Annotated in this window: 20 protein-coding genes and 1 pseudogene; 16 read left to right on the top strand and 5 right to left on the bottom strand. The window is 53.8% G+C overall.

Annotated features, from left to right (window positions below; genetic code table 11):
- The first annotated feature begins 511 nt into the window (after positions 1 to 511).
- The 6 genes from MO767_RS26415 (at position 512) to MO767_RS26390 (ending at position 8030) form a co-directional block, all read left to right on the top strand.
- The gene (locus MO767_RS26415; protein WP_282482939.1) at positions 512 to 1531 is read left to right on the top strand and encodes a substrate-binding domain-containing protein; all 1020 of its coding nucleotides are present in this window, start codon (positions 512 to 514) and stop codon (positions 1529 to 1531) included.
- Positions 1519 to 4539, top strand: coding sequence for an EAL domain-containing protein (locus tag MO767_RS26410; protein ID WP_282482936.1), 3021 nt, complete (start codon positions 1519 to 1521; stop codon positions 4537 to 4539). The genes MO767_RS26415 and MO767_RS26410 overlap by 13 nt, the downstream gene beginning before the upstream one ends.
- A 163-nt stretch (positions 4540 to 4702) precedes the next feature.
- Positions 4703 to 5614, top strand: a complete 912-nt coding sequence (locus MO767_RS26405) for a YeeE/YedE thiosulfate transporter family protein (protein ID WP_282482935.1) — start codon at positions 4703 to 4705, stop codon at positions 5612 to 5614.
- 11 nt (positions 5615 to 5625) lie between these two features.
- Positions 5626 to 5724, top strand: a complete 99-nt coding sequence (locus MO767_RS26400) for a hypothetical protein (RefSeq protein ID WP_282482938.1) — start codon at positions 5626 to 5628, stop codon at positions 5722 to 5724.
- A 263-nt stretch (positions 5725 to 5987) separates the two neighbouring features.
- A complete protein-coding gene (locus tag MO767_RS26395; protein WP_282482934.1) occupies positions 5988 to 7121 on the top strand; it encodes an aminotransferase class V-fold PLP-dependent enzyme in 1134 nt (377 codons plus the stop codon).
- Between the two features lie 537 nt (positions 7122 to 7658).
- On the top strand, positions 7659 to 8030 hold the full coding sequence (locus tag MO767_RS26390) for a VOC family protein (RefSeq protein WP_282482933.1): 372 nt from the start codon (positions 7659 to 7661) through the stop codon (positions 8028 to 8030).
- A 251-nt stretch (positions 8031 to 8281) separates the two neighbouring features.
- Here the strand turns inward: MO767_RS26390 and MO767_RS26385 are convergent, their stop codons facing one another.
- Complete coding sequence (locus MO767_RS26385; RefSeq protein WP_282482932.1) at positions 8282 to 8467, bottom strand: hypothetical protein; 186 nt, start codon at positions 8465 to 8467, stop codon at positions 8282 to 8284.
- Positions 8468 to 8902: 435 nt separating this feature from the next.
- Between MO767_RS26385 and MO767_RS26380 the strand changes: the two genes are divergently transcribed.
- The gene (locus tag MO767_RS26380) at positions 8903 to 9955 is read left to right on the top strand and encodes an alpha/beta fold hydrolase (protein ID WP_282482931.1); all 1053 of its coding nucleotides are present in this window, start codon (positions 8903 to 8905) and stop codon (positions 9953 to 9955) included.
- Between the two features lie 579 nt (positions 9956 to 10534).
- Positions 10535 to 10870 (top strand): cytochrome c, encoded by a 336-nt coding sequence (locus tag MO767_RS26375; RefSeq protein ID WP_282482930.1) that lies wholly within the window; start codon positions 10535 to 10537, stop codon positions 10868 to 10870.
- 765 nt (positions 10871 to 11635) lie between these two features.
- On the opposite strand, the gene MO767_RS26370 is transcribed toward MO767_RS26375, so the two are convergent.
- Positions 11636 to 12073: a PRC-barrel domain-containing protein gene (locus MO767_RS26370; RefSeq protein ID WP_282482929.1), complete on the bottom strand. Its 438-nt coding sequence runs from the start codon at positions 12071 to 12073 to the stop codon at positions 11636 to 11638.
- A gap of 779 nt (positions 12074 to 12852) precedes the next feature.
- Positions 12853 to 13413, bottom strand: coding sequence for a hypothetical protein (locus MO767_RS26365; RefSeq protein ID WP_282482928.1), 561 nt, complete (start codon positions 13411 to 13413; stop codon positions 12853 to 12855).
- Between the two features lie 1088 nt (positions 13414 to 14501).
- Here MO767_RS26365 and MO767_RS26360 point away from each other — a divergent pair.
- On the top strand, positions 14502 to 15971 hold the full coding sequence (locus MO767_RS26360) for a PAAR domain-containing protein (RefSeq protein WP_282482927.1): 1470 nt from the start codon (positions 14502 to 14504) through the stop codon (positions 15969 to 15971).
- Positions 15968 to 16351, top strand: a complete 384-nt coding sequence (locus MO767_RS26355; protein ID WP_282482926.1) for a hypothetical protein — start codon at positions 15968 to 15970, stop codon at positions 16349 to 16351. The genes MO767_RS26360 and MO767_RS26355 overlap by 4 nt, the downstream gene beginning before the upstream one ends.
- Before the next feature lie 207 nt (positions 16352 to 16558).
- Here MO767_RS26355 and MO767_RS26350 read toward each other — a convergent pair whose 3' ends face one another.
- On the bottom strand, positions 16559 to 16774 hold the full coding sequence (locus tag MO767_RS26350) for a hypothetical protein (RefSeq protein WP_282482925.1): 216 nt from the start codon (positions 16772 to 16774) through the stop codon (positions 16559 to 16561).
- Between the two features lie 344 nt (positions 16775 to 17118).
- Between MO767_RS26350 and MO767_RS26345 the strand changes: the two genes are divergently transcribed.
- Positions 17119 to 17424: a hypothetical protein gene (locus MO767_RS26345; RefSeq protein ID WP_282482924.1), complete on the top strand. Its 306-nt coding sequence runs from the start codon at positions 17119 to 17121 to the stop codon at positions 17422 to 17424.
- 595 nt (positions 17425 to 18019) lie between these two features.
- Here MO767_RS26345 and MO767_RS26340 read toward each other — a convergent pair.
- Positions 18020 to 19237, bottom strand: a complete 1218-nt coding sequence (locus MO767_RS26340) for an MFS transporter (RefSeq protein ID WP_282482923.1) — start codon at positions 19235 to 19237, stop codon at positions 18020 to 18022.
- A 129-nt stretch (positions 19238 to 19366) separates the two neighbouring features.
- Between MO767_RS26340 and MO767_RS26335 the strand changes: the two genes are divergently transcribed.
- The 5 genes and pseudogenes from MO767_RS26335 to MO767_RS26315 all read left to right on the top strand — a co-directional run bounded on the left by MO767_RS26335 (position 19367) and on the right by MO767_RS26315 (position 24185).
- Entirely contained in the window at positions 19367 to 20005 is a 639-nt protein-coding gene (locus MO767_RS26335; RefSeq protein ID WP_282482922.1) for a TetR/AcrR family transcriptional regulator, read from the top strand.
- A 461-nt stretch (positions 20006 to 20466) separates the two neighbouring features.
- A complete protein-coding gene (locus MO767_RS26330; protein WP_282482921.1) occupies positions 20467 to 20739 on the top strand; it encodes a hypothetical protein in 273 nt (90 codons plus the stop codon).
- A 161-nt stretch (positions 20740 to 20900) separates the two neighbouring features.
- Positions 20901 to 21362: a hypothetical protein gene (locus MO767_RS26325; protein WP_282482920.1), complete on the top strand. Its 462-nt coding sequence runs from the start codon at positions 20901 to 20903 to the stop codon at positions 21360 to 21362.
- Between the two features lie 75 nt (positions 21363 to 21437).
- Positions 21438 to 22873: pseudogene (locus MO767_RS26320) on the top strand (IS1182 family transposase).
- A gap of 448 nt (positions 22874 to 23321) precedes the next feature.
- Positions 23322 to 24185, top strand: a complete 864-nt coding sequence (locus MO767_RS26315; RefSeq protein WP_282482919.1) for an alpha/beta hydrolase — start codon at positions 23322 to 23324, stop codon at positions 24183 to 24185.
- Positions 24186 to 24424: the final 239 nt, after the last annotated feature.

Here is a 24424-nt window from a genome sequence, read left to right as displayed (position 1 = left end):
CTCGTGAAATCAGACAATGCGGTGTTTCAGGAAGACCGCAAGCTCAGGTTTTACGACTGCTTCGCAGCCGAACGCAGCCTCGCAAGCTCGACAGCTGCTACAGATCAAGTTTTGGGTGTTTATGCAACAGCCTAAGCCTTGTAAAACCACTCAATGTAGTCAACGATGCAATTGGCCTTCGTCCCTTGTTTTGTGCCATGGACCCTGTCCCATTTCCTGAATGTTCAGGACTGAAGTTCGCGCACATTACCCACAAAAGACCGGATGACAGCAGAACCGACTATCCTTTCGGACAGTGAACGCTGCACTCTTGGCAAAAAGGGACGCCATGCCAGACTATGATCGCGCCATCGGCTCCAGACCCGGCATCACAGGCGGTGATCGAACCTGTCTGATCAGGCCCCGGCTACGCTGGATGGCTTCAATTACGGTTTTCTGTCTTTTCACGGCAACTCCCGGATTCGGCCAGAACCTGCCAACCGCAGCGGGTGTCGAAAACCCCACGGTTACGGTGATTCAAGCGCAGGAAATCGTTTCCAGGGCCACCCTCGAAGCCGTTCGCTGGAGCGGCCCTGAATCCGGCCCGAAAGCTTTGCGGGGCAAGAGCATCGCCTTTGTCGCAGAAGATTTGCGTAACGGAGGAATTGTCGGTGTCGCGCAGGGCGCTCGCGAGGCAGCCAAGGCGATGGGCTGGACGCTGAAGATATTCGATGGCGCTGGATCATCGGCCGGGCGCGCGAAGGCCTTTTCCGATGCCCTCGCAGCGAAACCCGACGGCCTCATTCTGTGCGGCTCCGATGCCCTTGAGAACAAGGCGGCGCTGATCCTCTTCGCCAACAGGGATGTGCCGGTGGTTGGCTGGCACGCCGGGGCACGACCCGGGCCGATTGACGGCACGCCGGTGGCCATGAACGTCACGACCGACCCGCTCGAAGTGGCTCGCCTCACGGCCATGGCGGCAGTGGCACAGTCAAACGGACACGCCGGCGTGGTCATCCTGACCGACTCCAAGTACAGCATCGCCATGGCGAAAGCCAAGGCCATGGAAAACGTCATTCGGGCCTGTCGGGAATGTACGTTGCTGGAAGTACGCGATGTTGCGATCTCCGAAAGTGGCGAGAAGATGCCAGCGATCACCAAGGAGCTGCTTCAGCGCTATGGCAAGCGCTGGACCCACACGCTGGCAATCAACGATATCTATTTCGACTACTCGATTGCCTCATTGACCAACGCCGCAATACCCAGCGACGGCATCAGTCTGTTGTCTGCCGGTGATGGCAGCGCTTCGGCTTTCTTGCGCATACAGGCAAAAACCTACCAGACCGTCACCGTGGCCGAGCCGCTCAACCTGCATGGTTGGCAAGTGATGGATGAATTGAACCGGCTGTTTGCAGGTCAGCCGGTGAGCGGCTTCGTCGCGCCGATTCACCTGGTCAATGCCGACAATATCGCCTTCGACGGCGGGAAGAAATTCCAGTACGACCCTGACAATGGCTATCGAGACATCTATCGCCACCAATGGAATCCCTGATATTGGACGTTATTTCCCGGCTCGGACGCCAGCTATTGCCGCAATCGCTACGCGCACAGTTCACACTGGCGTTTCTGACGCTGGCGCTGCTGATTCTGGCGAGTGGTGCAACTGCGGTCTACGCCTTGCGCACGTCAAACAGCGCCACCCGCCAGCTGACGGATGAGCGACTGGTCCGCATGCAAAATGGGCAAGACATGCTGCAGCGTACCTTGTTGATCGAACGCCAGACCGATCAGCTTCTGACTACCCGCTCCCCCGACACCCTGCGTTCAAGCTATGCAGCGACCGTCGAACAGCTTGAAGCCCTTGATCAACTGGTGCAGCAGCTGACTGCCGCGAACAGTGGCGTGGCGATACTCGACATGCATCAGTCGAGTCAGATGTTCCGCAATACCGCCAACATCGTTGCGCAGCTGCGAGAAAGTCTGCTGCAAACCGAGGTCACCTTCGGGCAAACCATGGAGGATCACACTGCTTGGTTAACCGCGACTCAGACCCGGGCCAGCCTGGAACTGGCGGTGTTACTTTTCGATCTGCCGCAGGCTGTTGACAGTGATGCCGTGCAACGGCTGCGGATCCGATATGAGCGCCTGTCACGCTCCACAGGCAAGTTACCCGACGCTGATGTGGAGACGCCCGATCTCTTCTCCCTGCGCCTGAGGCTCATTAATCAGCACAGCGTCATACAGCGCTTCAATGAGGAACTGAAGAATGAGGCTGGGGTTCTGGTCGCGGTGGCCCGTGCGCAATCCAGTGCTTACACCGAAGACTATCGCGAAGCCCTGCAGCGCCTGGTCCAGGCCTCAAATCGTAGCCAGCAATGGGTGCTGATCATGTTGGGCGCCAGCCTGCTGTTCGCCTGGTTCGTGACCCGGGTCTTCATGGGCCGTCATGTGCTCGTGCGTCTGAATGAAATAAGCCGGCAATTGCGTCAGGAACACACTGACAAAACGCATTTGATGATGGCGGAAGATGGGAAGGACGAGATCGGCAACATGGCTCGCGCGGTGAATCAATTCCTCAAAGACCGACTTCAGCTGGAAAAAAGAACGGTCCAATTGAGTATCGCTACAGAGCGGCTCGCCCTGCAAAACAGCCGATTGGAGCAAGAAGCCGTCATCCGTGCCGGACAAGGTCATGTCCTGGAGCTGATCGCCAGGAGCACCGAGCTTGCAGAAGTCCTAGACAGCCTGGCTCACCTGGTGGAGTCCCAGCTGGAGGGGATGATGGTGTCCATCCTGCTGCTGGATGAGGATGGCAAGCACCTGCTGCACGGGGCGGCCCCCAGTTTGCCGAAAGCCTATAACCAGCTCATTGACGGGATTGCGATCGGTCCGAGCGTTGGTTCATGCGGCACCGCGGTGTATCGACGAGAACCGGTCATCGTCACGGACATCGAGCTGGATCCGCTGTGGGAGGAGTACCGTTCAGCCGCTGCGCCCTATGGATTTCGCGCCTGCTGGTCGACGCCGATTCTGTCCCATGAGCGAAAGGTATTGGGTACGTTTGCCTTGTATTCCAACACCGTACGTAGCCCCAGCTCGACAGAGACGCGACTGATCGACATGGCGACACCTCTTGCCGGCATTGCGATAGAACGCCAACTGACCGAAAAGCGCATTCGCTATATGGGCGACCATGACGCACTGACCGGGCTGCCGAATCGCACACTGCTCGAAGACCGTCTCAAGCAGGCAATACTTTACGCTCAGCGCTACAGCCGCCTGGTGACGGTGGTGTTTCTCGATCTGGACAAATTCAAACTGGTGAATGACAGCCTTGGGCACAGTGCTGGAGACGAACTGCTGAAAACCGTCGCCCAGCGCATGCTGGAGTGTGTACGCCGCACCGACACCGTCGTGCGACTGGGTGGCGACGAGTTTGTGATCATCCTGTTCGACCAGCCCTCAGACCTCGACGGCGTTACTCCAGCCCTGCACAAAATCCAGGAAGCCATCCTGCGGCCGATTCAGCTCAGCGGACATACACTCCACGTAACCTGCAGCATGGGGTTGGCCACCTACCCTGCCGACGGCAGCGATACCGACACGTTGCTCAGCAACGCGGACGCCGCCATGTACCGGGCCAAGGAGCTGGGTCGCAACAGTTACCAGTTCTATACGAGCGAGATGAATAACAAGGTTCAGGGCAAGCTCGCCATGCAAGACGGGCTTCGCAACGCACTCAACCATGACGAGTTCCTGCTGCTGTACCAGCCACAGGTGGATTTGCAGTCAGGTCAGATTATCGGCGTAGAAGCGCTGATCCGCTGGCAGCACCCCGAGCTCGGCATGGTGTCTCCAATCAAATTCATTCCGCAGGCTGAAGAGACCGGGTTGATCGTGCCCATCGGCGACTGGGTGATTCATACCGCGTGCAGACAGAACAAGGACTGGCAGGATGCGGGCTGGCCGCCGATCACCATGTCGGTGAATATTTCAGCTCGCCAGTTCATCGAAAGGGACCTTATTGACCGGGTGATGCATGCCTTGCAAGAAACCGGACTGGACCCGATGTACCTTGAGCTCGAGCTGACCGAAAGTCTGATCATGCAAGACCTTCAGCAAGCCATCAGCAAAATGAAGGAACTGCAATCAATGGGGATCAGTCTCTCGATCGACGACTTCGGCACCGGCTACTCCAGCCTTGCAGCATTGAAAAGCTTTCCGATCGCGAGACTCAAGATCGACCAGTCTTTCGTGCGCGATCTGCCCGACAACGAGAACGACAAAGCCATCGCCACCGCGGTGATTTCGTTGGGGCACAAACTGAACCTCAAGGTGATTGCCGAAGGCGTCGAAACCGAAGAGCAGCAAACCTTCCTGCGTGAAAACGGCTGCGATGAAATCCAGGGCCACTTTTTCAGCAGAGCGGTCAGCGCAGAAGAAATCAGCCTGTTACTGCGTACGCCCCGGTTGCCGCAACCGAGCCGCATTACGAGCCCTGACTCGGTAAGGCGAAAACGCAATGTAAAACGCCCAAGCAGTCCAATGCCCGGGCATTAATACTGCGCAGGCCCCATCCCCAACTTTTCAACAGCGAAATCGTGACGTTGCCGATCGGCGACTGGCAGCAATCGGCTGTGTCAGATACACAGGTAGCCTGATCGAGAGCTACGCTAATGCCTAGTGAGGCCCGGTCCATCCAAATCAGCAGTGGCGCACGAACATGGTTTTCTCTTTACTGATGGCGTTGGTATTAGCGTTCCTGATTGGCTGGGTTTCGCAGCGCATGGGTATGTGTCTTGTCAAAGCGAGCGAACAATTGCTGGCGGGGCGCCCGACGTTGTTTGTGGCATTGACATCGTGTGGATTGTTCGGGTTGATGCTGGCTCCGCTCTATCGTTTCTCCGAGGTCAGCCTGCCGCTGTACTCGCCTGGTATTTCCTATCCTTTGCTGGTTTCGGGAGGCTTGTTGTTCGGGGTGGCATCGGTGCTGAACAACGGTTGCAGCGTAGGCACGCTGACCAGGTTTGCCTGTGGCAATTTCAATAAACTGTTCACGATGATCGGTTGGGTCCTGGGGATCGTGCTCTGGTATTACATGCGCATGATGCCCGAACAGAAGACCATTCTGATGCCGGAAATTTCCAGCCGCCATTACTGGCTGTTGATCGGTGTAGTGGCGCTGGTGCTGATATTTTTGGTCGGCATACATGGTAATAAACACCTGGTGCTCTCCAGTATGCTGCTGGGTGCGTTGACGAGTGCGCTCTATACGTTCGAGCCGTTATGGACACCTAGTGTGTTCTTTTACAATGTTTCGCAGATGTTCTGGCAAGCCGATATGGCGATCAGCGCCCGGCGTATTGCGGTGTTTGTTATGTTGCTGGCAGGCATGCTGAGTTTTACCCTGTACAGGAAAACGTTCCGTTTCGAGGCCTTTACCCCATCAAAGGCTGGCGTTCATTTGTTGGCGGGTATTTTGATGGGGATTGGGGCTTCGATGATGCTCGGCGGTAACGACTCGCAAATACTGTTGGTGTTCCCAACACTGGGCGTTGCTTCAAGCATTCCACTGGTGTCGATTGCCACAGGCATTCTGGTGTCATTGTGGTGCAAAAAACGCAGTACGAGTTGAACACCCTCAAGATGGTTCCAGAGGTGTGCCGTATTTTTTGTGCAACAGCCAATCCAATAGACGGTGACGACAGACAGAAATCGGCCAGAAGCAGTCAGTGGACAGACTAGACGTAACCTGATTGCCGCGTTGCGCCATCGTTGTCGACCAACCGGACTGGGGGCAGTTGCACCATTTTGCTCGTCATAGGTAATTGCCTGCTTTTTACCGTTGTATTTCTTGTGCGCAATCTGCGCAGTTAGAACCAGTTGCGGCCCACAGGTGATGCCAGCCTCTCGACAGAAGTCGCAAATCAATCCCGAGCAATCTTGTCATTTGCCAAGGCTTAGGGCAGGGTCGATACCACTGACATCTCTGCCAAAGGAGTCATCCCATGTCAAAGCTATATCCCAGTATCGATCCTGAGGGGCTGGTCGAGTACTCAGTGGTTTACACCGACCGCTCGCTCAACCACATGTCGCAGTCATTTCAAGCCGTGATGAAGAACATTTCCAGGACCTTGAAACAGGTCTACAACGCCCAGGCTGTTGCGGTGGTCCCGGGTAGCGGCACATTTGGCATGGAAGCGGTGGCGCGACAGTTTGCCACCGACCAGCAATGCCTGGTGATACGCAACGGCTGGTTCAGTTATCGCTGGAGCCAGATCCTTGAGATGGGCAACATCCCAGCGGCCACCACGGTGCTGAAAGCCCGACCAGTCGACACTGGTCGCCAGTCTGCCTACGCCCCACCCCCTCTGGACGAAGTGCTGGCAGCCATTCAGGCGCAGAAGCCGCAGATTGTCTTCGCCCCCCACGTTGAAACCTCATCAGGGATTATCCTGCCCGACGAGTACCTGCGGGCCGTCGGCGACGCCGTGCATGCGGTGGGTGGCCTGTTCGTGCTGGACTGCATCGCCTCAGGCACGCTTTGGGTTGATATGCAGAAATGCGCAGTCGACCTGCTGATCAGCGCACCGCAGAAAGGCTGGAGCGCCTCCCCTTGCTGCGCCCTGGTGATGCTCAGTTCTTTGGCCCTCGAGCGCATCGAACAGACGCATAGCAGCAGCTTCGCCTGCGACCTGAAAAAGTGGCTTCAGATCATGCAGGCCTACGAACAGGGCGGACATGCCTACCATGCGACCATGCCCAGCGATTCCCTCGCGCGATTTAACGAAGTGATGAAAGAGACGCAAGCCTACGGCTTCGACAAGGTCCGCGGCGAACAACAGGCTCTGGGCGATCGGGTGCGCGCAATGTTAACCGGCAAAGGCATCAAAAGCGTGGCCGCAGCCGGCTTTCAGGCCCCTGGCGTAGTGGTGAGCTACACCGATGATGCCGACATCAAGAGCGGTAAGAAATTTGCCAGCCACGGCCTGCAGATCGCCGCCGGAGTGCCGTTGCAATGCGACGAGCCGGCCGACTTCCAGACCTTCCGCATCGGTCTGTTCGGACTCGAAAAGCTCCACAATATCGAGCGCACGGTCAGCACCCTCGAGCAGGCACTGGACGAGGTGATGGTTAACTAAGCCCTCATCTTGCCCGCAGCACATACCGAACTTGTGAATTCTAGGAAGGCATCCTGCCCTGGGCACTGCCGGCCCATGGCGCTGATCTTCGACGAATATGACGCTGGTCGCCCGGACGTCATGTTAGAACCATAAGGGTAAGCCCGTGCACGCGTCTTACTGACACGTGCGCCTTTCAGCGCTATCAGAAAAGGTTTCCAACGAAGCCTTTCACGGGGCGGATGATTGGCGGCTGTATGACTTGGATCAACCCAAAGCTGACTGTGGCGACAGGCAGAAATCGGCCCAGAGTGTGTAAAAACGCGTCGCCAAAATTGAAGTGTGCGCATCTACGTTAAATCTGAAATTTATCGGCACGTCAGCAGATGTGGATTTTGCGTAGAAGCGCGATTTCCAGTCTGGTTTTGAGTACCTGTCGCGCTGAAAAACGTTTTTACACAGCCTCGGCCAGAAGCAGCCACTCGACAATCGAACGGCAAGCACCGAAGATGCGCTGGTTCTCAAATCTCATCGTCAGCAGAAATCAGGGAAGAAAATATGGAACCGTTACTTAATCGGATAATGCTGTATGTGAGAGACGTCCAAGCTACCTGCAATTTTTATGAGCGTCATTTCGGCTTTGCCAGTGAAAGACATGCCGATGATCGCGTCGTCGAATTGAAATCTGCAAACGGCGGGGCAATTCTGATGGCTCATCAGGCAGCGAAAAGCGTTAAAACAGGACAAGTTACAGTCAAGCTTGTCTTTGATATCAAGGACGTCGAGAGTTTCAAAGAACAGTGTATGGCACAAGGCCTGAAATTTGGAGCTACGCACAGGGCGGACGGCTATTCCTTTGCCAATGCTAGAGACCCTGACGGCAATTCTATTTCTATCTCCAGTAGAGCATTTGCTGCACCTGGCGCCTAAATGCACCGTGCTTTGGAACGGTGAGCCTACTTTGCGCCGATTGCATCCCAACGCCACGGGCAGCAGTCGACCCAAGCTGTGTGAAAACGTTTTAGAGCAGATTTTACGGTGAATACCAGAACGAATATCGCGTTCCTACGCAAAATTCAAGTCTGCTGATTAACCAAGCACTGACAGATTTTACGTAGCAACGCAGACTTCAAAACGGTGCCTGCGTTTTTACACAGCCTGGACCCATAGCAGACGTCAGTTTAAGGGCCACTGGTGTAGATGAGCCAGGTTATGAAAGCTGCGAATGGAGAAAGTAGAATCAGGCCGCCGACGGCGACTGCCCTGCCCCAGGCAAAACCACTCTCTCCCTTGAAACGGCCGCCACTCACCAAGCCCAGCACATAAACGCCAATGCGATGAACTACCAAATCTAAAATGAAGTCCATTTGAGCTTCGTGTCTCCTTGTCGGTTTTCCTAGGCTCGTCTGAACCACCGCCTCTGGCCGATTCTGTTGAAAAAGTCGGCCATGGTTTCCGCAGTTGAAAAGTACGCGTCCGAGATTGAAATCTTTACTTTTAGCAGAGGTTTCCAGAAGCAGATTTCACGTAGCAGCGTGTAAAAAAGGCGTTTTCACCGGTCAATGATCAGGCAGCTTTGGATGACCGACTTTTTCAACAGAATCGGCCAATAGCGGCCCTTCGGACTTGCCCCGAAAGCCCGGCTGCTGACCGGTCAATGCGTCAGTCGGAGTATCGGCTTTAATGTCGGTGCAGATTCACCTGCTCACGGCGCTGGATTTCTATAATTTACGAGATGTGATGCACGCTATCGGTGGGTTTCAGGTTCTGAACCTCTATCTAAATCAAGGAAGACAACCCCATTGAAAACAGCTCTAGGCGCCCTGCTTGCAACCTGTCTGACGACCAGCGCTCTCGCTGAAGTCAACTCTGTCGGCTTCCAATCCTCCGCCCTGCCGGACCCACACAATGAGCGTCCGCTGGAGATGGTCGTCTGGTATCCCAGTACAACGGCCGTCACCCCACAGTTGATCGGCGACGATGTGGTGTTTGTCGGTGCTTCTGCGGTTCGCAACGCGCCACCCTCTGCTGGAGAGCACCCATTGGTGGTGCTCTCCCATGGATTCAGAGGCAATTGGAACAATCAGAACTGGTTGGCGAGTGCATTGGCCCATAAGGGTTACATTGTCGCAGCGGTCAACCACCCCGGCACCACGACCCATGATCGCAGCCCGCAAGCGGCGGCGCAGTTATGGCAGCGGCCCATTGACCTGCATCGGGCCATTGAGGCGGTCACCACTCAACCTGAAAAATTTGGCGTGGTCGCAAAGCGTCAAATTGCTGTAGTGGGCCATTCACTCGGCGGCTGGACTGCAATGGAGATCGCCGGTGCTCGTTTCGACCCGGCCCTGTTTGCCCGTGACTGCAAACTCCATCCGCAGTTATCCAGTTGCACCAATTATCAAAAGATCAACCCTGAGAGTACTCCGGCATTAAAGGCTGGTCTGGCCGGCGATTTGCGCGATCAACGCGTCACCGCTGTGGTTTCTTTGGACCTGGGACTCTCGCGCGGGATGACCGATGAGAGCCTTGCGGCACTGCCGGTGCCGGTGCTAGTTATCGCTGCCGGCGCACCATCGGTGGAACTGCCTGCTCAGTTGGAGTCCGCCAACCTGGCCACACGTCTGCCCCAAGCGTCCAGCCGTTATGTCGAGATCAGTGACGCCAGCCATTTCAGCTTCTTGCCGATTTGCAAACCAGGTGCAGTGGCATTGCTCGAAGAGGACATTCCTGGCGATGGCATCATTTGCGGGGATGGCGACAATGCTCGCCCGCGCGAGGTGATCCAACAGCAGGTTACGTCACTGATCACCGAGTTTTTGACGCAGTCCGCGAACAACAAAGTGGAGCTCTAGGATTGCTGGCACTCGGCAACTCAGCAGACCTGAAATTTGCGTAGGAGCGCAATTTTTGTGTCCAATCCAGCCACCTATTACGATCAAAAACGTTTTTACACAGCCTCGGCCAGAAGCAGTCAATCACTAAAACTCCAGCGACCCAAATGGGCCGCTTTTTCTGCAGATCTTCACGACTGGATAGCTAAGCGGCGCGAACACGCGCCGAATACCTAAAATCCTTTAATCGCCTCACACCATGAACAAGACACGGAGAGCCCTATGGAGCAGCGCAAACACATTTGCGGCACAGACGAGATCAGAGTTCACGTTAAGGACGGTAGCGAGCTTAAGTACTGGGCACAAAAAATTTGTGGTTTCCAAGAATGAGATAAGATCAGCCGTCAAGGAGGCTGGCGAGTCGCTTACCGCAGTCCAGCGGCAGATCAAGCTAATCCAGCACGCATGAGAAAGCAGTCCGGCCCAGCGTCGGGATTCGCTATCTGAAGTCCTCTCGCCCATCGTCATTCGCCTCCTGCTACGCTCTCACTTAGCGTCCCTAAGCAGCTCACGTCATCGTTGGGTCGCCAGGAGCCTAAAATGAAATGCGCATTTCTGACGTTCGTAGCCCTACTCACCTGCTCATCGGCAATGGCATCACCGCCAGATGGAGAAACACTTTTTCAAGATAACTGCATTGTTTGTCACGGGCCTCGAGGCACGGGAGGATCGGCACCTAAGCTGGCCGGAGATGCCAGTGAGTGGAAATCAAAAGTATTTGAGCGAGCCGTGCTGAGCGGTATCGACGACCATGGGAAGCCTCTGAAGGCGCCAATGCCGCATTGGGCTAGCGCTAGCTTCAAATCTGACAACGGTGTAAAGCCAAGCAAACTTGAAATTGATGCAATTCAGAAATACCTGCATCAGCAAAAGTAGTGTGTTTGCTTCGACCGAATGCTTTCGTTTCGGCGACATGCTTTTCACGCAATGCTCACAGAATGGAGCGCAGATTACCCCTGCTCCTTTGAAGAATTCCCGTTTGGCCCGCCCGCATGCGGGCCATTTTTTTGGCTGCTACGCTTTCCTAATTCAAAGGAGAAGTGGCCATGCCTGACGTCTATGTTTCGCATCTTCGGCAGCTTCATCGACGCTGAGCAGAAAGAGTGGTTGGCATCCCACAAACCTAAACGCGCTAAAGGCATCTAGTAGTACGGATGGAGCTGGCGGCCAGATCTAGGCTGCGGGCCATCGTAAAAAGTCATTTAGCACTGTTAGCACTGGCGGCTACGTTAGGTCGGGAGGCTACCTGTTATGGAGGGCTGCTTTGGGTCCAGAGTGTGTAAAAACGCGTCGCCAAAATTGAAGTGTGCGCATCTACGTTAAATCTGAAATTTATCGGCACGTCAGTAGATGTGGATTTTGCGTAGAAGCGCGATTTCCAGTCTGGTTTTGAGTACCTGTCGCGCTGAAAAACGTTTTTACACAGCCTCGGTCGTTTTCTGCCCCTCATGACAGGCAAGAATCGGCCAGAAGCAGTACTTGGTCGAACGTCCGCTATTGGCCGTTCTCTGCCTCATGCCTAGCAGTTATAGCTACCCAGTTTGGCTGTTGCTTCGACAAACCTTTTTTAACCGCAATGCGCGCCGTTGTTTGCTCGGCGCGCATCACTCTTCGTTTCGGATATGGACATTTGTCGATACTTTATCTCCGAACAGTATCGTAGGGTTTAGTTCCATAGAAAGAATGGATTTCTGTTGCCCAAGATTCGTTGGCCATATTAGGCCAATTGTCCTTGTCAAAACCTGGTGCATTTTCCAAGCGCTCTTTCTCTACGCTTAGTACAAAGCGCTTATTTACTGTATCGAGTGTCAATGCATTCCAAGGTACCGCAAACAATTTTTCTCCCATGCCAAGAAAGCCACCAAAGGATAGAACGGCATAACTCACTCTACCGCTGCGAACATCCAGCATGATTTCCTTAATATCCCCCAAGTCTTCTTCATTATGGTTATAAACATCATTTCCAATGAGTGTGTCTGCCCCCATCAGGTCGGGGCCAGGCCCCTGTTCCTCGGAGCCGGCATCTCGTAGGAGGTTGGTTTTGTACATGCCATAGGTATCGCGATCTTCGTAGTTCATTACTATCTCCTATCAGCAATCGTCAATCAATCAGGAAAATGTACCCACCGCCGTGATGGCTGTATTAGTGGGAGTCATCCGCTTTCGAAAAAGTTGAATTTTTTTTCTGTATGACGACGAATGGTAAGTTGGAGTAAAAAGTCAATCAACTTTTAATTAGTGCGCTATTCATGTGTGATTCTTGTTTTTATTTTGGCATTAACCAGATCGATATCATAGATGTGTGGATGAAGCGATTTCTCAATATGGCAACTCGTTTGCATATGACTTCATAAATATGACGATTTAGTTTGGATCGCTACTGCGACCAAACTTATTTGAATGATAGTTAATATAGGGGAAAGTCCAGCAGTCTGGAGCAGGACATAAAATTGGCAGGTGAATGTCTGCTTCTGGCCGATTTCTGCCTGTGGCCGCCGGCAGCAATGGGCAGCTCTCTACCGATCATGGTGACTAAGCTTGCTGGTCAAGTTGAGTGCAATTTCGCAACACCCAAACTTTTCAATTTATGCACCTGCCCTTGGTGAAAATCACCTTCGTTTCCTAGGCGGTAATATCAGAGGGTTGACTGGTAGAACGGCAAAATCCCCACTCAGGCTGGATCGGTCCTTAATGCCATTGCCGTGCCACCTCGCTGTCAGCAGCTACGAATTCAAAATATCGTGGGCCACCCAAAAGCCGCCCCAAAGGCGGCTAATAAGCTTACACGACTTCCCGCGAGCGTACAGAAGCTGCTTTTACTCTCTGAACTGTCGTCGTACTACACTACAGTCAGAGACTCAGTCCTTTAACGAAACTTGTTTGGCTTCGATTTTGAGATCACTGAGGCGCTTGAGCATAGCAATGATGTTTACCCGAGCGGATCCCTCATTGGCCAATCGTAGGCGCTTGATTCCTATAACAGAATCGCCCATGCCAGCAGTAAAAGGGGTTCGGATAATTTCACGCAGAACGACCTTGTTGGTTCTTGATTTTATCAACGTGTATTCCACTTCGCTGGTGACCTCAAAATCCAGTCCGAATATAGGCTGGTCAACGCGCAGCAGATTGGCACGTAGAGCATAGGAGGCTGATTCGTCGCCAAGCAAATTAGCATTAGCGAGCGATTGCTTGAGTGCAGCGCCGAAGTCAGGGCTGTCGATTTCCGAAGTCCATAGAGGATTGGTTTTATCTCCGCCATTCACCTCAGAAAGCCGGACATTGTTTCGTAGCTGGGAGTCATAGGTGCTTGCCTTTGCTTGATCGGCAGATACTGACATGCCGGAAATTTGAGCGGGCGAAGCACAGCCAGTGCAAAGAGCAATCACGGCTGAAGCTAAAAGCAAGCGAAGGTACGTCATTCGACAAATCCTTATGATTGTAAAAGTCCCAAGAGATCGTGAATGGTAGCACTCGGCCACTTTTTCGACTACTTATCGCGCCATCGGATACGGCGTATCGAAATTCTCTGGATCCGTCCTTTGGGGCTTGATTTTCATTCAGTGCACATTCAACTTTTTTCAAAATCGACACTGGCCCTGGCGAATATCGGTCGTGAATCTGTGGCTGGGAATATCAGATAGGGTATCTGGAGAGTCGGTCGAATTCCGACTCAGAATGGGTCGGCATCAAGCGCGTATACGATCGCCCCTATAGCCGTAAAAAGCTCTTTCTCGAATATCAGCGGGTGACACAGGCCACTCATAAATCCTACGAGCGTACAGAGGCTGTATTCGTCTTGTCCAGCTCCAGTCCGAGACGCTGCACGTGTGGGCTACCTACCAGAGCACCGGATGGATATCAGTCCAGTGACCAAAGCTGCTCATCACACAATCCCTGAAGGCAGCCCGGCATGAAATCACCCATCAGACCGGTAGATTCTCAACACCATCTACAAGATGTACTACAAGGAATATCGAAACCTTCACCCTCGGTGCGGAAAACAAAAGGGTTTCCAAACCGTACCTCCCCATCGACTGCAAGCTGATCGCCCGTAAGCTAAAGGTTGATGGAGATATTGTATTCGGAAGGCTCTACTACCACCTGCAAGAAAAGTATGGTTACAACAGAGATGATGGCAGCAAGGTAGCGTTTTTCACGCTGGCATTAGCGGGAGACAGACACTGCATCAACTTCCCTCTGATGGCGTCTGTTCTGGCTGGGCTTGAAGAAGAAAGCAGCAAAGCCCAGCAGGCTGCTATCAACCTTGGCTATCGTGATATCGCTGGTCGTACCTATCGTGGACTGGCTTTCCAAATCTCTACAACCGTGAGAACCAACATGAAAGCAGTAAAGGGCGGCAGGCTTAGGTCTCGGGCGAGCGAGTGACAAAAGTTCAGATTTTTCCTACAGACCACTCACCATCACATGCGGTAGTCTTGCGGCGCATACAAACGCTTTTCGCCTCCACTGACGGAGGCATTTTTTATGCTCGACACAAGGACGATGAATGATTTCCTCTGCTCGATTGGGTGACAAGCATGTCTGCCCATTACCGGGACACGGCACAACTCCAATAGCATCTGCTTCTGCTGATACCAATATCAACTTCGTGGGCTCTGCCCGTGTTGGCGATACCTGTGGTTGTGGTGCAGTTATTACCACCGGGTTCCCCTCCATCCAGGTAAATGGCCGTCCTATGGCTCACTTGGGCAGCCCTACCAGCCATGGTGGAACTATCATCACCGGATCAGGTGATGTCGGCGGTGGTTTTGTTATGGGGGCTGCTCCCGGTGCATCAATCATCAACTTTGCTGTTCTTGGGGCAATACGTCCTGATGGCTCTGTAGATGATGAACGTATGGCTACCCTGCTGGCTGATCCTAAGTTGACAGAGAAGGCCGTTGCTGCAAATGCTCTGGTAGGCCCTACAACGGAGAAAACAGCTACGACAGAAAAGCCAGCTTCCAGCACTTCACAAGAGGCTGAACCCGACTTCCATATCGTCCAACAGTCCATGTCTCGTGATGCACTGGAAGCGTCGCTGTTCGAGAAACCAACTCAAGCAGTCTTGGATAAGTTTCGTACGCTCAATCCACAACTATCGAACGGTGCCAAACCCGGTCATCTTGTCGCACTGAGTGACCCGAAAAACCTGCAATGCACCCGAGAAGAAGCCGTCTTGATGGAAGCGGCGAGCAAGGTCAATGATGCACTCGGGCCCCTTAGTGCCGAAGATGCCAGCTTCCTGCACCGACACCGTGACGAAATCGAAACATTTTTGGCTCAAGGCTCGACCTCCATTGGCATTGGCCAATCCATGTTCGCCAAGAATCTAGAAGACGTGAAAAACGTTCTGCGTGATATTGAATTACTACACCAACGGTCTTTTCAGGCCGACGGCAATTTGCGCTCGCCGGAATTTTTTGCTGAACGCAAACGCTTGCTTGCACAACTCAATACGCAGCTGACTTCCATGACCCGTAAGGGCATTGGCTTCCCGGATCATCCCGACTTGAAAAGTGCACTGGGAATCTCTAGTCGAAGCTTGGTTCACCAATGGACCAAGGCGGGTGCACCGGGACAAATACCGGGATACGCCACGCACTTTCAAGGTGTGGCCGAAGCGGCAAAAGTCATCAAATACGGTGGCTGGATTGGCACTGCCGTTGGTGGTGGAGCGTCTTACATGAAAGTCCAAGACGTGTGTACAGCCGGAAACACCGAGGCATGTGCCCGAATCAAATACACTGAGACTGGCAGCTTTGCCGGTGGAGTTGTAGGTGGGGCAGCAGCGGGTGCAGCCTTAACAGCTCCGGTAGTCGGTGGACTCTGTGTTGGACTAGGCGTCCCAACGGGCGGCTTAGCAACACTGGCGTGCGGTATTGTAGCGGTTGCTGTGGGCTCTTATGCTGCTGGCACTCTTGGAGGACTGGGCGGTGAAATGACTGGCGAAGTGATTTACGAGATTGCGAAATGAACACCGCTGAACTTGTTGTTGGCGGCCTCTGCGGCTTAGTGATTGTTTGCATGTTCATTTGGATCGGGGTTGCGTTGTACATGGCTTACACCAAAATGGACGTGATGCTTGGATGTCTCAAAAACAGCTCTTCAGTCATGAGTATGGCTTCGCTAAGGCATGGCGGCCCTTGGGGTAAGTTGTTACTGGTTGGTGGGGTTTCTGGGTTCATTACGTTTCCCGGCTTTTATCTGAGGCGCGGCAGCATCAATGCCGAAGATGTAAACAATTTTCCCGCGCCACTCAGACGCAAGCTCGTAGCCTTGCAATGGACTGTTATAGGGTTATTCGCTGCATTGGCGTTGCTTGTCGCTGTAGGAAAGTCTGGGGTACTCAAGTAGCTCCCCGGCTCACCCCGTTCGATTTTTCCAGTCCCTAGCTCTGCCGCTTTAGCGGTCACTAAGGGCGGGGGGGCGATCTGTGGACCAGCCTGAGAAAGTAAGATAGTTGCCCACCCAGCACCTAAGTCGACATCCAGCGAAGACGGGCACTGCCAAAACTGGGCGAGCGGGACAGATTGTAGGTTGCTACTCTCTGGCTGTCAGCGATCAAAGGCGTAGTCGCATGATTGCGTCAGTGATCCCTTGAGCATTCGTATCCAGCGTTTCCATGGCTGTCATCGCGTTAGCGGCAACATTTCCCACACCATTTTCAGAGAGCCACTTGGTGACCTTTTCTATAGCGGCGGCTAGGGCGTGCTGGTTATGCAGGAGCAATGTAAGCGCGTCCGCCGTGGCGATCTTGGCTTCTGAGTTAACTGACATGGCTATCGTCCTTGATTGATAATGCGGGAAGCCTAGATCATCTCGCGGCTGACTGGAGCCACTTCTTCAGATCCGCTGACACCTGGGTGATTGCGCTGACTTGACCATTTGTAATCGACCTAACCGGACATTTGCATTTGCATCGGGTTTGCCCCCTACCTTTAGCAAACATCATCGGCAGTGATCGGCCGATTCTGTTGAAAAAGTCGGCCATGGTTTCCGCAGCTGAAAAGTACGCGCCCGAGATTGAAATCTTTACTTTCCGCAGCGGTTTCCAGACGCAGATTTCACGTAGCAGCGTGTAAAAAAGGCGTTTTCACCGGTCAATGATCAGGCAGCTTTGAATGACCGACTTTTTCAACAGAATCGGCCAAAAGCGGTCATTCAAACAAGAAAGTTGTGGCATGCCAAAGAAATCCTTTAGCAAGTTCTTCACATCACATAGAAGGCTCTTGCTGAAGATCGACCCGCTTCAAAACCTCAACTACTTGAGTATCCAGCGCCTCAAAGTCATCCCGTTGGCCATCATATTGGTAACGCACTTCAATCGTTTTTCCGTAGAGGCGGTCGGCTTCAAAAGTCGTCAGCCCTCGACTGATGTAAACGGACGCTCCGTCAATGCCCTGAAGCAGGTAAACGGTCCCGTCTAGATACTTGTATACGCTTCGGCCTGCCGTCACAGACGTGGGCTCAAGCCCTTTTAGCGCTGTTTGCCCCCGAGCACTCGGAGTTTCAACAGGTATTATTCGCACAATCATATGGGAACCGCGGACTATGTCTGGCTGGACTATTCGCATATCTGTCAGCTCAACACCGAATGTAACAACACTGGATTTAGTACGCTTTATCCACGTACATACTGATGAAGGCACTGTAAGTTGAAAACTTGCAGCGTCACATCGTCTATCCACTGCGACAACCGGTGAAGCTGTCTCTGGAGAAAGCAAATAAAACAATGGGACCACGCCTAAAGCTAAAAAAATAACGAAAACTAATCGCCGTGTCACCGCCATGATCTGTTTCTACCTAATATATTTTTAGTAACGTATCAGGTGAATATACCCCACCATCACCTCGCGAACTGTTAATTACCGAATTTCGGCTGGTTTCATAAGCACTCTGGACAGACGTTTGAGGTGATTGACTGCAATGGGTCGATAACGACCCTTCACAGATGTCAGAAATCGATCAAAAGATGCTATCGATTTAAGGCCGCCCCATCAGATAGCCGCTTTTTCATGTGGTTCAGTGCCCCGCAACCGCAGGCCTGCCAGCCGCACGCGGGCCCGATTTGAAGCCGTGAACCCGAGCGCTCCAGACAATTGCAAACCCCACACCCACCAACACCACCATTGCCCATGGAAAAGAGGCGACGCCCCACCTATCCAGCAACACCCCACCCACCACCCCACTCCCCGCAATCGCGCTATTCCAGGCCACCACATTCAACGACAACGCCACATCCGCCCCATCCCCGGCCGCATCCGCCAGTGCCGTTTGCAGCAACGTCGCCGCCCCACCGAAGCTCAACCCCCAAACCGCCACACCGATGTAGATCACATCAGGCACGCTACCCAAAAAACCTAACATCACGCAAACCGCCGCAAACGCTGCCAAGCTCACCAACACAGTCTTGCGCAACAATGGCTCAACCAATTTGGCAGTCACCCAAATCCCCACCAACGCCGCAATACCAAACACCAACAACACCAAATCCACTTGATCCCCCAACCCCGCCGGCGCCACAAACGGTGCGATGTAGGTGTAGAGAATGTTGTGTGCCAGCATCCAGCTGATCACCACCGCTAGCACAGGCCGTACGCCCGGCGTGGTCAGCACGGTGCGCAGCGACATGCGCTGGTGCGCAGCTTGGGGTGGGTAGTCAGGGACTTTCACCAGGACCCAGGCGATCAGCACCAGGGTCAGGGCCGACATGATGCCAAAGGTGGTGCGCCAACCCACGAGGCCGCCCAGCCAAGTGCCGAGGGGCACGCCTAGGGACAGAGCAATCGGTGTGCCGACCATGGCCAGCGCCAGCGCCTTGCCCTGTTGATGGGGCGCAACCATGCGACGTGCGTAGCCGGCCAGCAGGCTCCAGGCCAACCCCGCCGCGACACCGGCGAAGAAGCGCGCCACCAGAGTCACGCCGTAATGGGATGACAGCGCGGTGATGGAATTGAACAGCAAGAAACCGACGATGGTCAGCAGCAGCACGTTACGGCGGCGCCAGCCGCGGGTTGCGATGGTCATGGGGATGACCGCCAGCACCGAGCCCAGAGCGTAAGCGGTGACCATCTGGCCGGCCATGGAGGGGGAAATCACCAGGCCTTCACTGATCAGCGGCAGCAGGCCAGCGGGCAGGGTTTCGGTGACGATGCAGATGAAGCCGGTCATGGCCAGAGCAAGCAACGCGCCGATGGGCAGGCGGTCGGGCGCTGCCGATAAGGTGATTGAGGGTGTCATGGGAGACTCCTTGAGCGAAGACTTCAGATTTAAATACTGATCGATACAGATGTTGAGGGCAGCCAGCGCTCGTTGTCAACGACTTATGTATCGACTAGTATTTATCTCGTCATTCAGAGGAGCCTTGAAATGGCACAAATGGGCCGCCCCCGCACCTTCGACCGCGACCACGCCGTGGAACAGGCCTTGCACCTGTTTTGGCAACACGGCTACGACGCGACCTCCCTCGCTCAGTTGAAAGCCGGACTCGGTGGCGGGATCTCCGCGCCGAGCTTTTACGCGGCGTTCGGTTCCAAGGAAGCGTTGTTTGATGAGTGCGTGCAGCGTTACCTGGCGACCTTCGCCCAGGTCACCGAATGCCTGTGGGACGAGAGCCTGCCGCCACGCCAGGCCATCGAGACCGCGCTGCGCCAGTCGGCGCGCATGCAGTGTGAAGAAGGCCATCCCAAGGGCTGCATGGTGACCCTCGGCATGATGAGCGCGCCCAGCCCAGAGAATGCTCGGGTGGTCGATGCCCTGACCCAATCTCGCGCCCGCACTCGCGCGGGGATTTTGGCGTGTGTTGAGCGGGGTGTCAGTGCCGGTCAGTTGCCGGGCAATATTTACGCGCCCGCGATGGCTACGGTGTTCGACAGTTTCTTGCAGGGTATTTCCATCCTTGCTCGGGATAACACGCAGCATGGGGTCATTGATGCGGCCATCACCCAGATAATGCTTACGTGGGACATTGCTGCCTCTACCGTGCCGCCCACCTATTGCAATGGTTAAAAGGGACTGATCGATTCAGCCGGTGAATGATGTGTGGGAAGCCAAAGTTTGTAACACGAGGCTATTGCTAAACTTTCCTTTCAACCGCTTCACTTAATAGGCAGCAATCGGCCGATTCTGTTGAAAAAGTCGGCCATGGTTTCCGCGGCAGAAAAGTATGCGTCCGAGATTGAAATCTTTACTCTCGGCAGAGGCATCGGGACTCAGATTTCACGTAGCAGCGTGAAAAAAGGCGTTTTCACCAGGCAATGATCAGGTCGTTTGGGCGGACCGACTTTTTCAACAGAATCGGCCAATTGCAGTCGCTCAACTGCTTCGCCCTCGCTTAAGGACTAGCCGAGTGATATACCGCGGCTAGATCCAATGCATGAAAAAAAACAGGCAGTCTCATGATGCGATTCTCAATTTATAGCGGATTGGTTTTAGTGGGCTACTCGGCGCTCGATTACGGAGATCCTCCGATGGGCGTTGCTTTCGGCCAATTCGAACCTGCCGATGGGTACGCAGCTATCCAGAATCAGTGCTCCACGAACCATCACGACCAGACCGTTCTGGATCTTTCTGTTCAGACCGAAGCGGATCTGGTAATTCCATGTGCGGGTTTGGCCATCCTGGATTACTCCGAAGAACTCCCGCCGCCGTGCATCGAAGTGAACATTTTCGGCATTCCACATCATCTCTATTGCGAGCTGTTTCCTGAGCAGGTCACCCTGTATGAGCGTCAATTCAGCTAATCGGAATGTCCCGCCGATGTCCGCTTTGGGTCCAGGCTGTGTGAAAACACATTTTTATAACGATTCGGCCATGGGGGCATTTGTCCAGGTTTTGAGGCACCATATGGTCTCTAGGAATCCAGCAGCTCGACGCAGCTCGCAAACCAAATCAGGAAGAATGAATGCCTTCCCTTCGCCGCCTCAGTAGTGTCTGTCAAAGTATTGCGCATCACGCTGCCAGCGGTCTGTCGTACGTACACCCACATCTGTTGCAAGCGCTCAAAGTAACCGGGGAGCCTATCGCGACGGTGGATCTACTGAGTGCGACCCCATACCCGAAGGAGCTTCGCAGTCATCCCCATCTTCCCACCGCCCTCTCTTCATTACGTGATCGTTTTGAACAAATTTTGAAATCTGAAGGATTTTTAATAACCGACCTCAACGAGGCCAAACTATTTTTCAAACCTGATGGCCAATACCACGACGAGTATTGTTGCGAATGTCATGCAAGGTTGTCCCATTCAAGCGGCCGTAAATACTTTGCGGCAGTCAATTGCATGGGTAAATCCATTGTTCCCCAGCTCGCCAATTTCTGTCCAATCCCCACCGGCAATGTCCTCAATCCAGATGAAAAGCGAGCTTAGCTTTAAGGCCAAAAGCCGAAATACAGCGAGGATGATCTAAGCTTCTGATCGTCTAGATCGTATCGGGGGGCGATCATGAAGCGATTCATTGAAGGCGAGGCCCGGACGCAAGTGACTCTGCTGCCGGAGTGCCTGGACGATTACGTAACCGAAGAAAATCCAGTCCGAGTGGTCGACGTTTTCGTCGATGAACTCGACTTGGGGGCACTTGGGTTTGAAGGTGTTGATCCTGCTGCAACGGGTCGTCCGGCCTATCATCCAGCGGTCTTGCTAAAGATCTATATCTACGGCTATCTCAATCGGATTCAGTCCAGCCACCGGCTTGAGCGTGAGGCCGAGCGCAACGTCGAGTTAATGTGGCTAACGGGGCGTTTGGCTCCGGACTTCAAAACCATTGCCGACTTTCGCAAAGACAACGGCAAAGCCATTCGCAGCGTATGCCGCCAGTTCGTAGTTCTTTGTCGCAACCTCAATCTCTTCTCCCAATCGATCATCGCCATCGACGGCAGCAAATTCAAAGCCGTCAATAATCGCGACCGCAACTTCACTCAGGGCAAGGTGAAGGCACGCATGCAGCAGATCGAGCAGAGCATTGATCGATATCTGGCGGCGATGGATTCGGCGGATCGGGCAACGCCCGAAGTGGCCGAGGCCAAAGCAGAGCGGCTTAAAGAAAAGATAGAAACACTGAAAAAGCAGATGCAGAAACTTAAGGACATCGAGGCGCAGCTCCACGAAAGTCCAGACCAGCAGATCTCCCTCACAGACCCAGATGCACGCTTAATGGCTACGAGCGGCCGAGGCACCGGAACGGTTGGCTACAACGTACAAACAGCTGTCGACGACAAACACCATCTGATCGTTGCCCATGAGGTGACCAACGTTGGTAATGATCGTGGGCAACTGAGCAATATGGCGAACCAAGCGCGTGAAGAAATCGAGGCTGAATCTCTAACGGTGGTGGCCGACCGAGGCTATTACAAAGGTCTGAAATCCTTGCTTGCGAGCAAGCCGGCATCACTACCTTCGTACCGAAACCCCTCACATCTGGCAGCAAAGCCGAAGGCCGATTTGGTAAGCAGGACTTCATCTATCTTGCGGCGTCGGACGAGTATCGATGCCCTGCGAGGCAGTTACTAACCAGGCGGCATTCGTCAATGGAAGACGGCATGTTATTGCATTGTTACTACTTCTCGGGCTGCCCGTCCTGCTCAATGCAAAAGCAATGTACGACGGGTAAGGAGCGCCGTGTGAAGCGCTAGGAACATGAGGCTGTAGTCGACGCGATGCAGGTTCGGCTAGAACATGATCCAGCGATGATGAGGGTTCGTCGACAGACTGTTGAACATCCTTTCGGAACGCTCAAGTACTGGATGGGAAGTACCCACTTCCTGACCAAAACCCTGCCGAGGGTGAGCACTGAGATGAGCCTTCATGTGCTCGCCTACAACCTCAAACGAATGATGAGCATCTTCGGCATCGCAGGACTGCTTGAGGCGATCAGGGCGTGAACCCAGCCGCTTGGCCCGCCAGTTAGAAGCCGTTTGGGGCGCGGACGCGCCCAAAACGGCATTACGAACGACTATGTCACTGACTAAGCTAATTCGCGCTTCCGCCCGCTGATTCCATAGGCAACCCTCGCGACTCTCAGTTTTCGAGGTATTTAGCGCGTTTTCACACAGCCTGGACCCAGAGCGGACAATGATATGTGCTCGATCTCTTACCAATACTCACCCGTCGCCAGCTATGATTTTACCTACGCCTACAAAAGCTGACTCTGCTCGAAAATGGAGTCGTTCGACTACGCTGCTATTTTAATGAACCGTTGACACCCGGCCAAACGTTGACCCTGATCGGCGAGCGATACCCTCGAAGGCAGCTTGCGTACAACGCGCGTAGGCTCCTAATGCTGTACTCGCCTTCGACGCGAAGCCCTCGGCCTTCAGCAGGAACAGCAGAATGTTCGAAAACTTCAAGTTGGAAATGATTGAGTTGCCGGAAGCAACGCTTCGGGTGAGATATGGTGGTTCCGGCCCACCTTTGCTTTTGCTTCACGGTCACCCTCGCACGCATACGACCTGGCATAAGGTTGCGCCGCTCCTTGCTCGATCCTTTACAGTGGTATGCCCCGATCTAAGGGGCTTCGGCAAATCAAGCAAACCAGCTAGTCCCTTCGACTATGAAGCTTCTTCGAAGAGAGCCAAAGCTCGCGATTGCATCGCACTCATGGATTGCCTTGGGTTCAATAAATTTCATTTGGCCGGTCATGACCGGGGAAGCTATACAGCCTTTCGGGCTGCCATGGATCATCCCTCTAGAGTCATAAAGCTAGCGATGCTTGATGGGGTGCCGATCCTGGAAGCATTGGAGCGGTGTGATGCACAGTTCGCAGAACATTGGTGGCATTGGTTTTTCTTCGCACAGCACGGCAAACCAGAGCGTGCGATCCTTGCAGACCCTAAGGCCTGGTACGGAGGATCGAAGGAGTCCATGGGCGACGAGAACTATGAAGATTTCCTAGCTGCGATCCATGATCCCGAAACGGTCAAAGGGATGCTCGGAGATTATCGCGCTGGCATCCAGCTCGACCACCTTCATGATCGGGAAGACAAAAAAGCCGGGCGCAAACTTCAATGCCCGGTGCATGTGGTCTGGTCTGGAAAGGATGACCTGCGGGAGCTCTATGGCGATGTAACAGCGGTGTGGCAGCCATGGGCGGCGCTGGCTGTTACTGGCGCAGCGATTGATAGCGGGCATCACATGGCAGAAGAAGCTCCCTACGAGCTAGCGAAAGAACTGGAGTTGTTTTTCTCCCATTCTTAGCCCATGCAGCCTAAGTGAGAGTTTCCTTTTGTGTCTTATTGAAGACATTCCTGGCTCAAACAGGTGGTGGGTATGACCGTCCGCTTTTGGCCGTTTTCTGCCTCTCGTCAAGGGCAATAATCGGCCAAAAGCAGTCAATTAAATTGCTCAGTCATCAGACGGCATCATCAAGACCGGCCCCTGTTGGGAGATTTATAAAGGCGTCTCAACGTTCATAGGCAACATGCCGTTTCGGTCGC

Source organism: Pseudomonas sp. UYIF39 (genome assembly GCF_029963765.1).
Taxonomy (GTDB): Bacteria; Pseudomonadota; Gammaproteobacteria; order Pseudomonadales; family Pseudomonadaceae; genus Aquipseudomonas.
This window is presented reverse-complemented; position numbering and strand designations above follow the sequence as displayed.

Bases quoted from the DNA above. Each gene is read 5' to 3' on its own strand.
- MO767_RS26350 (WP_282482925.1), bottom strand. From the start codon at position 16,774: ATGTCAGTTAACTCAGAAGCCAAGATCGCCACGGCGGACGCGCTTACA.
- MO767_RS26395 (WP_282482934.1), top strand. From the start codon at position 5,988: ATGTCAAAGCTATATCCCAGTATCGATCCTGAGGGGCTGGTCGAGTAC.
- MO767_RS26390 (WP_282482933.1), top strand. From the start codon at position 7,659: ATGGAACCGTTACTTAATCGGATAATGCTGTATGTGAGAGACGTCCAA.
- MO767_RS26335 (WP_282482922.1), top strand. From the start codon at position 19,367: ATGGCACAAATGGGCCGCCCCCGCACCTTCGACCGCGACCACGCCGTG.
- MO767_RS26360 (WP_282482927.1), top strand. From the start codon at position 14,502: ATGATTTCCTCTGCTCGATTGGGTGACAAGCATGTCTGCCCATTACCG.
- MO767_RS26325 (WP_282482920.1), top strand. From the start codon at position 20,901: ATGCCTTCCCTTCGCCGCCTCAGTAGTGTCTGTCAAAGTATTGCGCAT.
- MO767_RS26345 (WP_282482924.1), top strand. From the start codon at position 17,119: ATGACCGACTTTTTCAACAGAATCGGCCAAAAGCGGTCATTCAAACAA.
- MO767_RS26330 (WP_282482921.1), top strand. From the start codon at position 20,467: ATGGGCGTTGCTTTCGGCCAATTCGAACCTGCCGATGGGTACGCAGCT.
- MO767_RS26410 (WP_282482936.1), top strand. From the start codon at position 1,519: ATGGAATCCCTGATATTGGACGTTATTTCCCGGCTCGGACGCCAGCTA.
- MO767_RS26365 (WP_282482928.1), bottom strand. From the start codon at position 13,413: ATGACGTACCTTCGCTTGCTTTTAGCTTCAGCCGTGATTGCTCTTTGC.
- MO767_RS26385 (WP_282482932.1), bottom strand. From the start codon at position 8,467: ATGGACTTCATTTTAGATTTGGTAGTTCATCGCATTGGCGTTTATGTG.
- MO767_RS26340 (WP_282482923.1), bottom strand. From the start codon at position 19,237: ATGACACCCTCAATCACCTTATCGGCAGCGCCCGACCGCCTGCCCATC.
- MO767_RS26355 (WP_282482926.1), top strand. From the start codon at position 15,968: ATGAACACCGCTGAACTTGTTGTTGGCGGCCTCTGCGGCTTAGTGATT.
- MO767_RS26400 (WP_282482938.1), top strand. From the start codon at position 5,626: ATGGTTCCAGAGGTGTGCCGTATTTTTTGTGCAACAGCCAATCCAATA.
- MO767_RS26405 (WP_282482935.1), top strand. From the start codon at position 4,703: ATGGTTTTCTCTTTACTGATGGCGTTGGTATTAGCGTTCCTGATTGGC.
- MO767_RS26370 (WP_282482929.1), bottom strand. From the start codon at position 12,073: ATGAACTACGAAGATCGCGATACCTATGGCATGTACAAAACCAACCTC.
- MO767_RS26315 (WP_282482919.1), top strand. From the start codon at position 23,322: ATGTTCGAAAACTTCAAGTTGGAAATGATTGAGTTGCCGGAAGCAACG.
- MO767_RS26375 (WP_282482930.1), top strand. From the start codon at position 10,535: ATGAAATGCGCATTTCTGACGTTCGTAGCCCTACTCACCTGCTCATCG.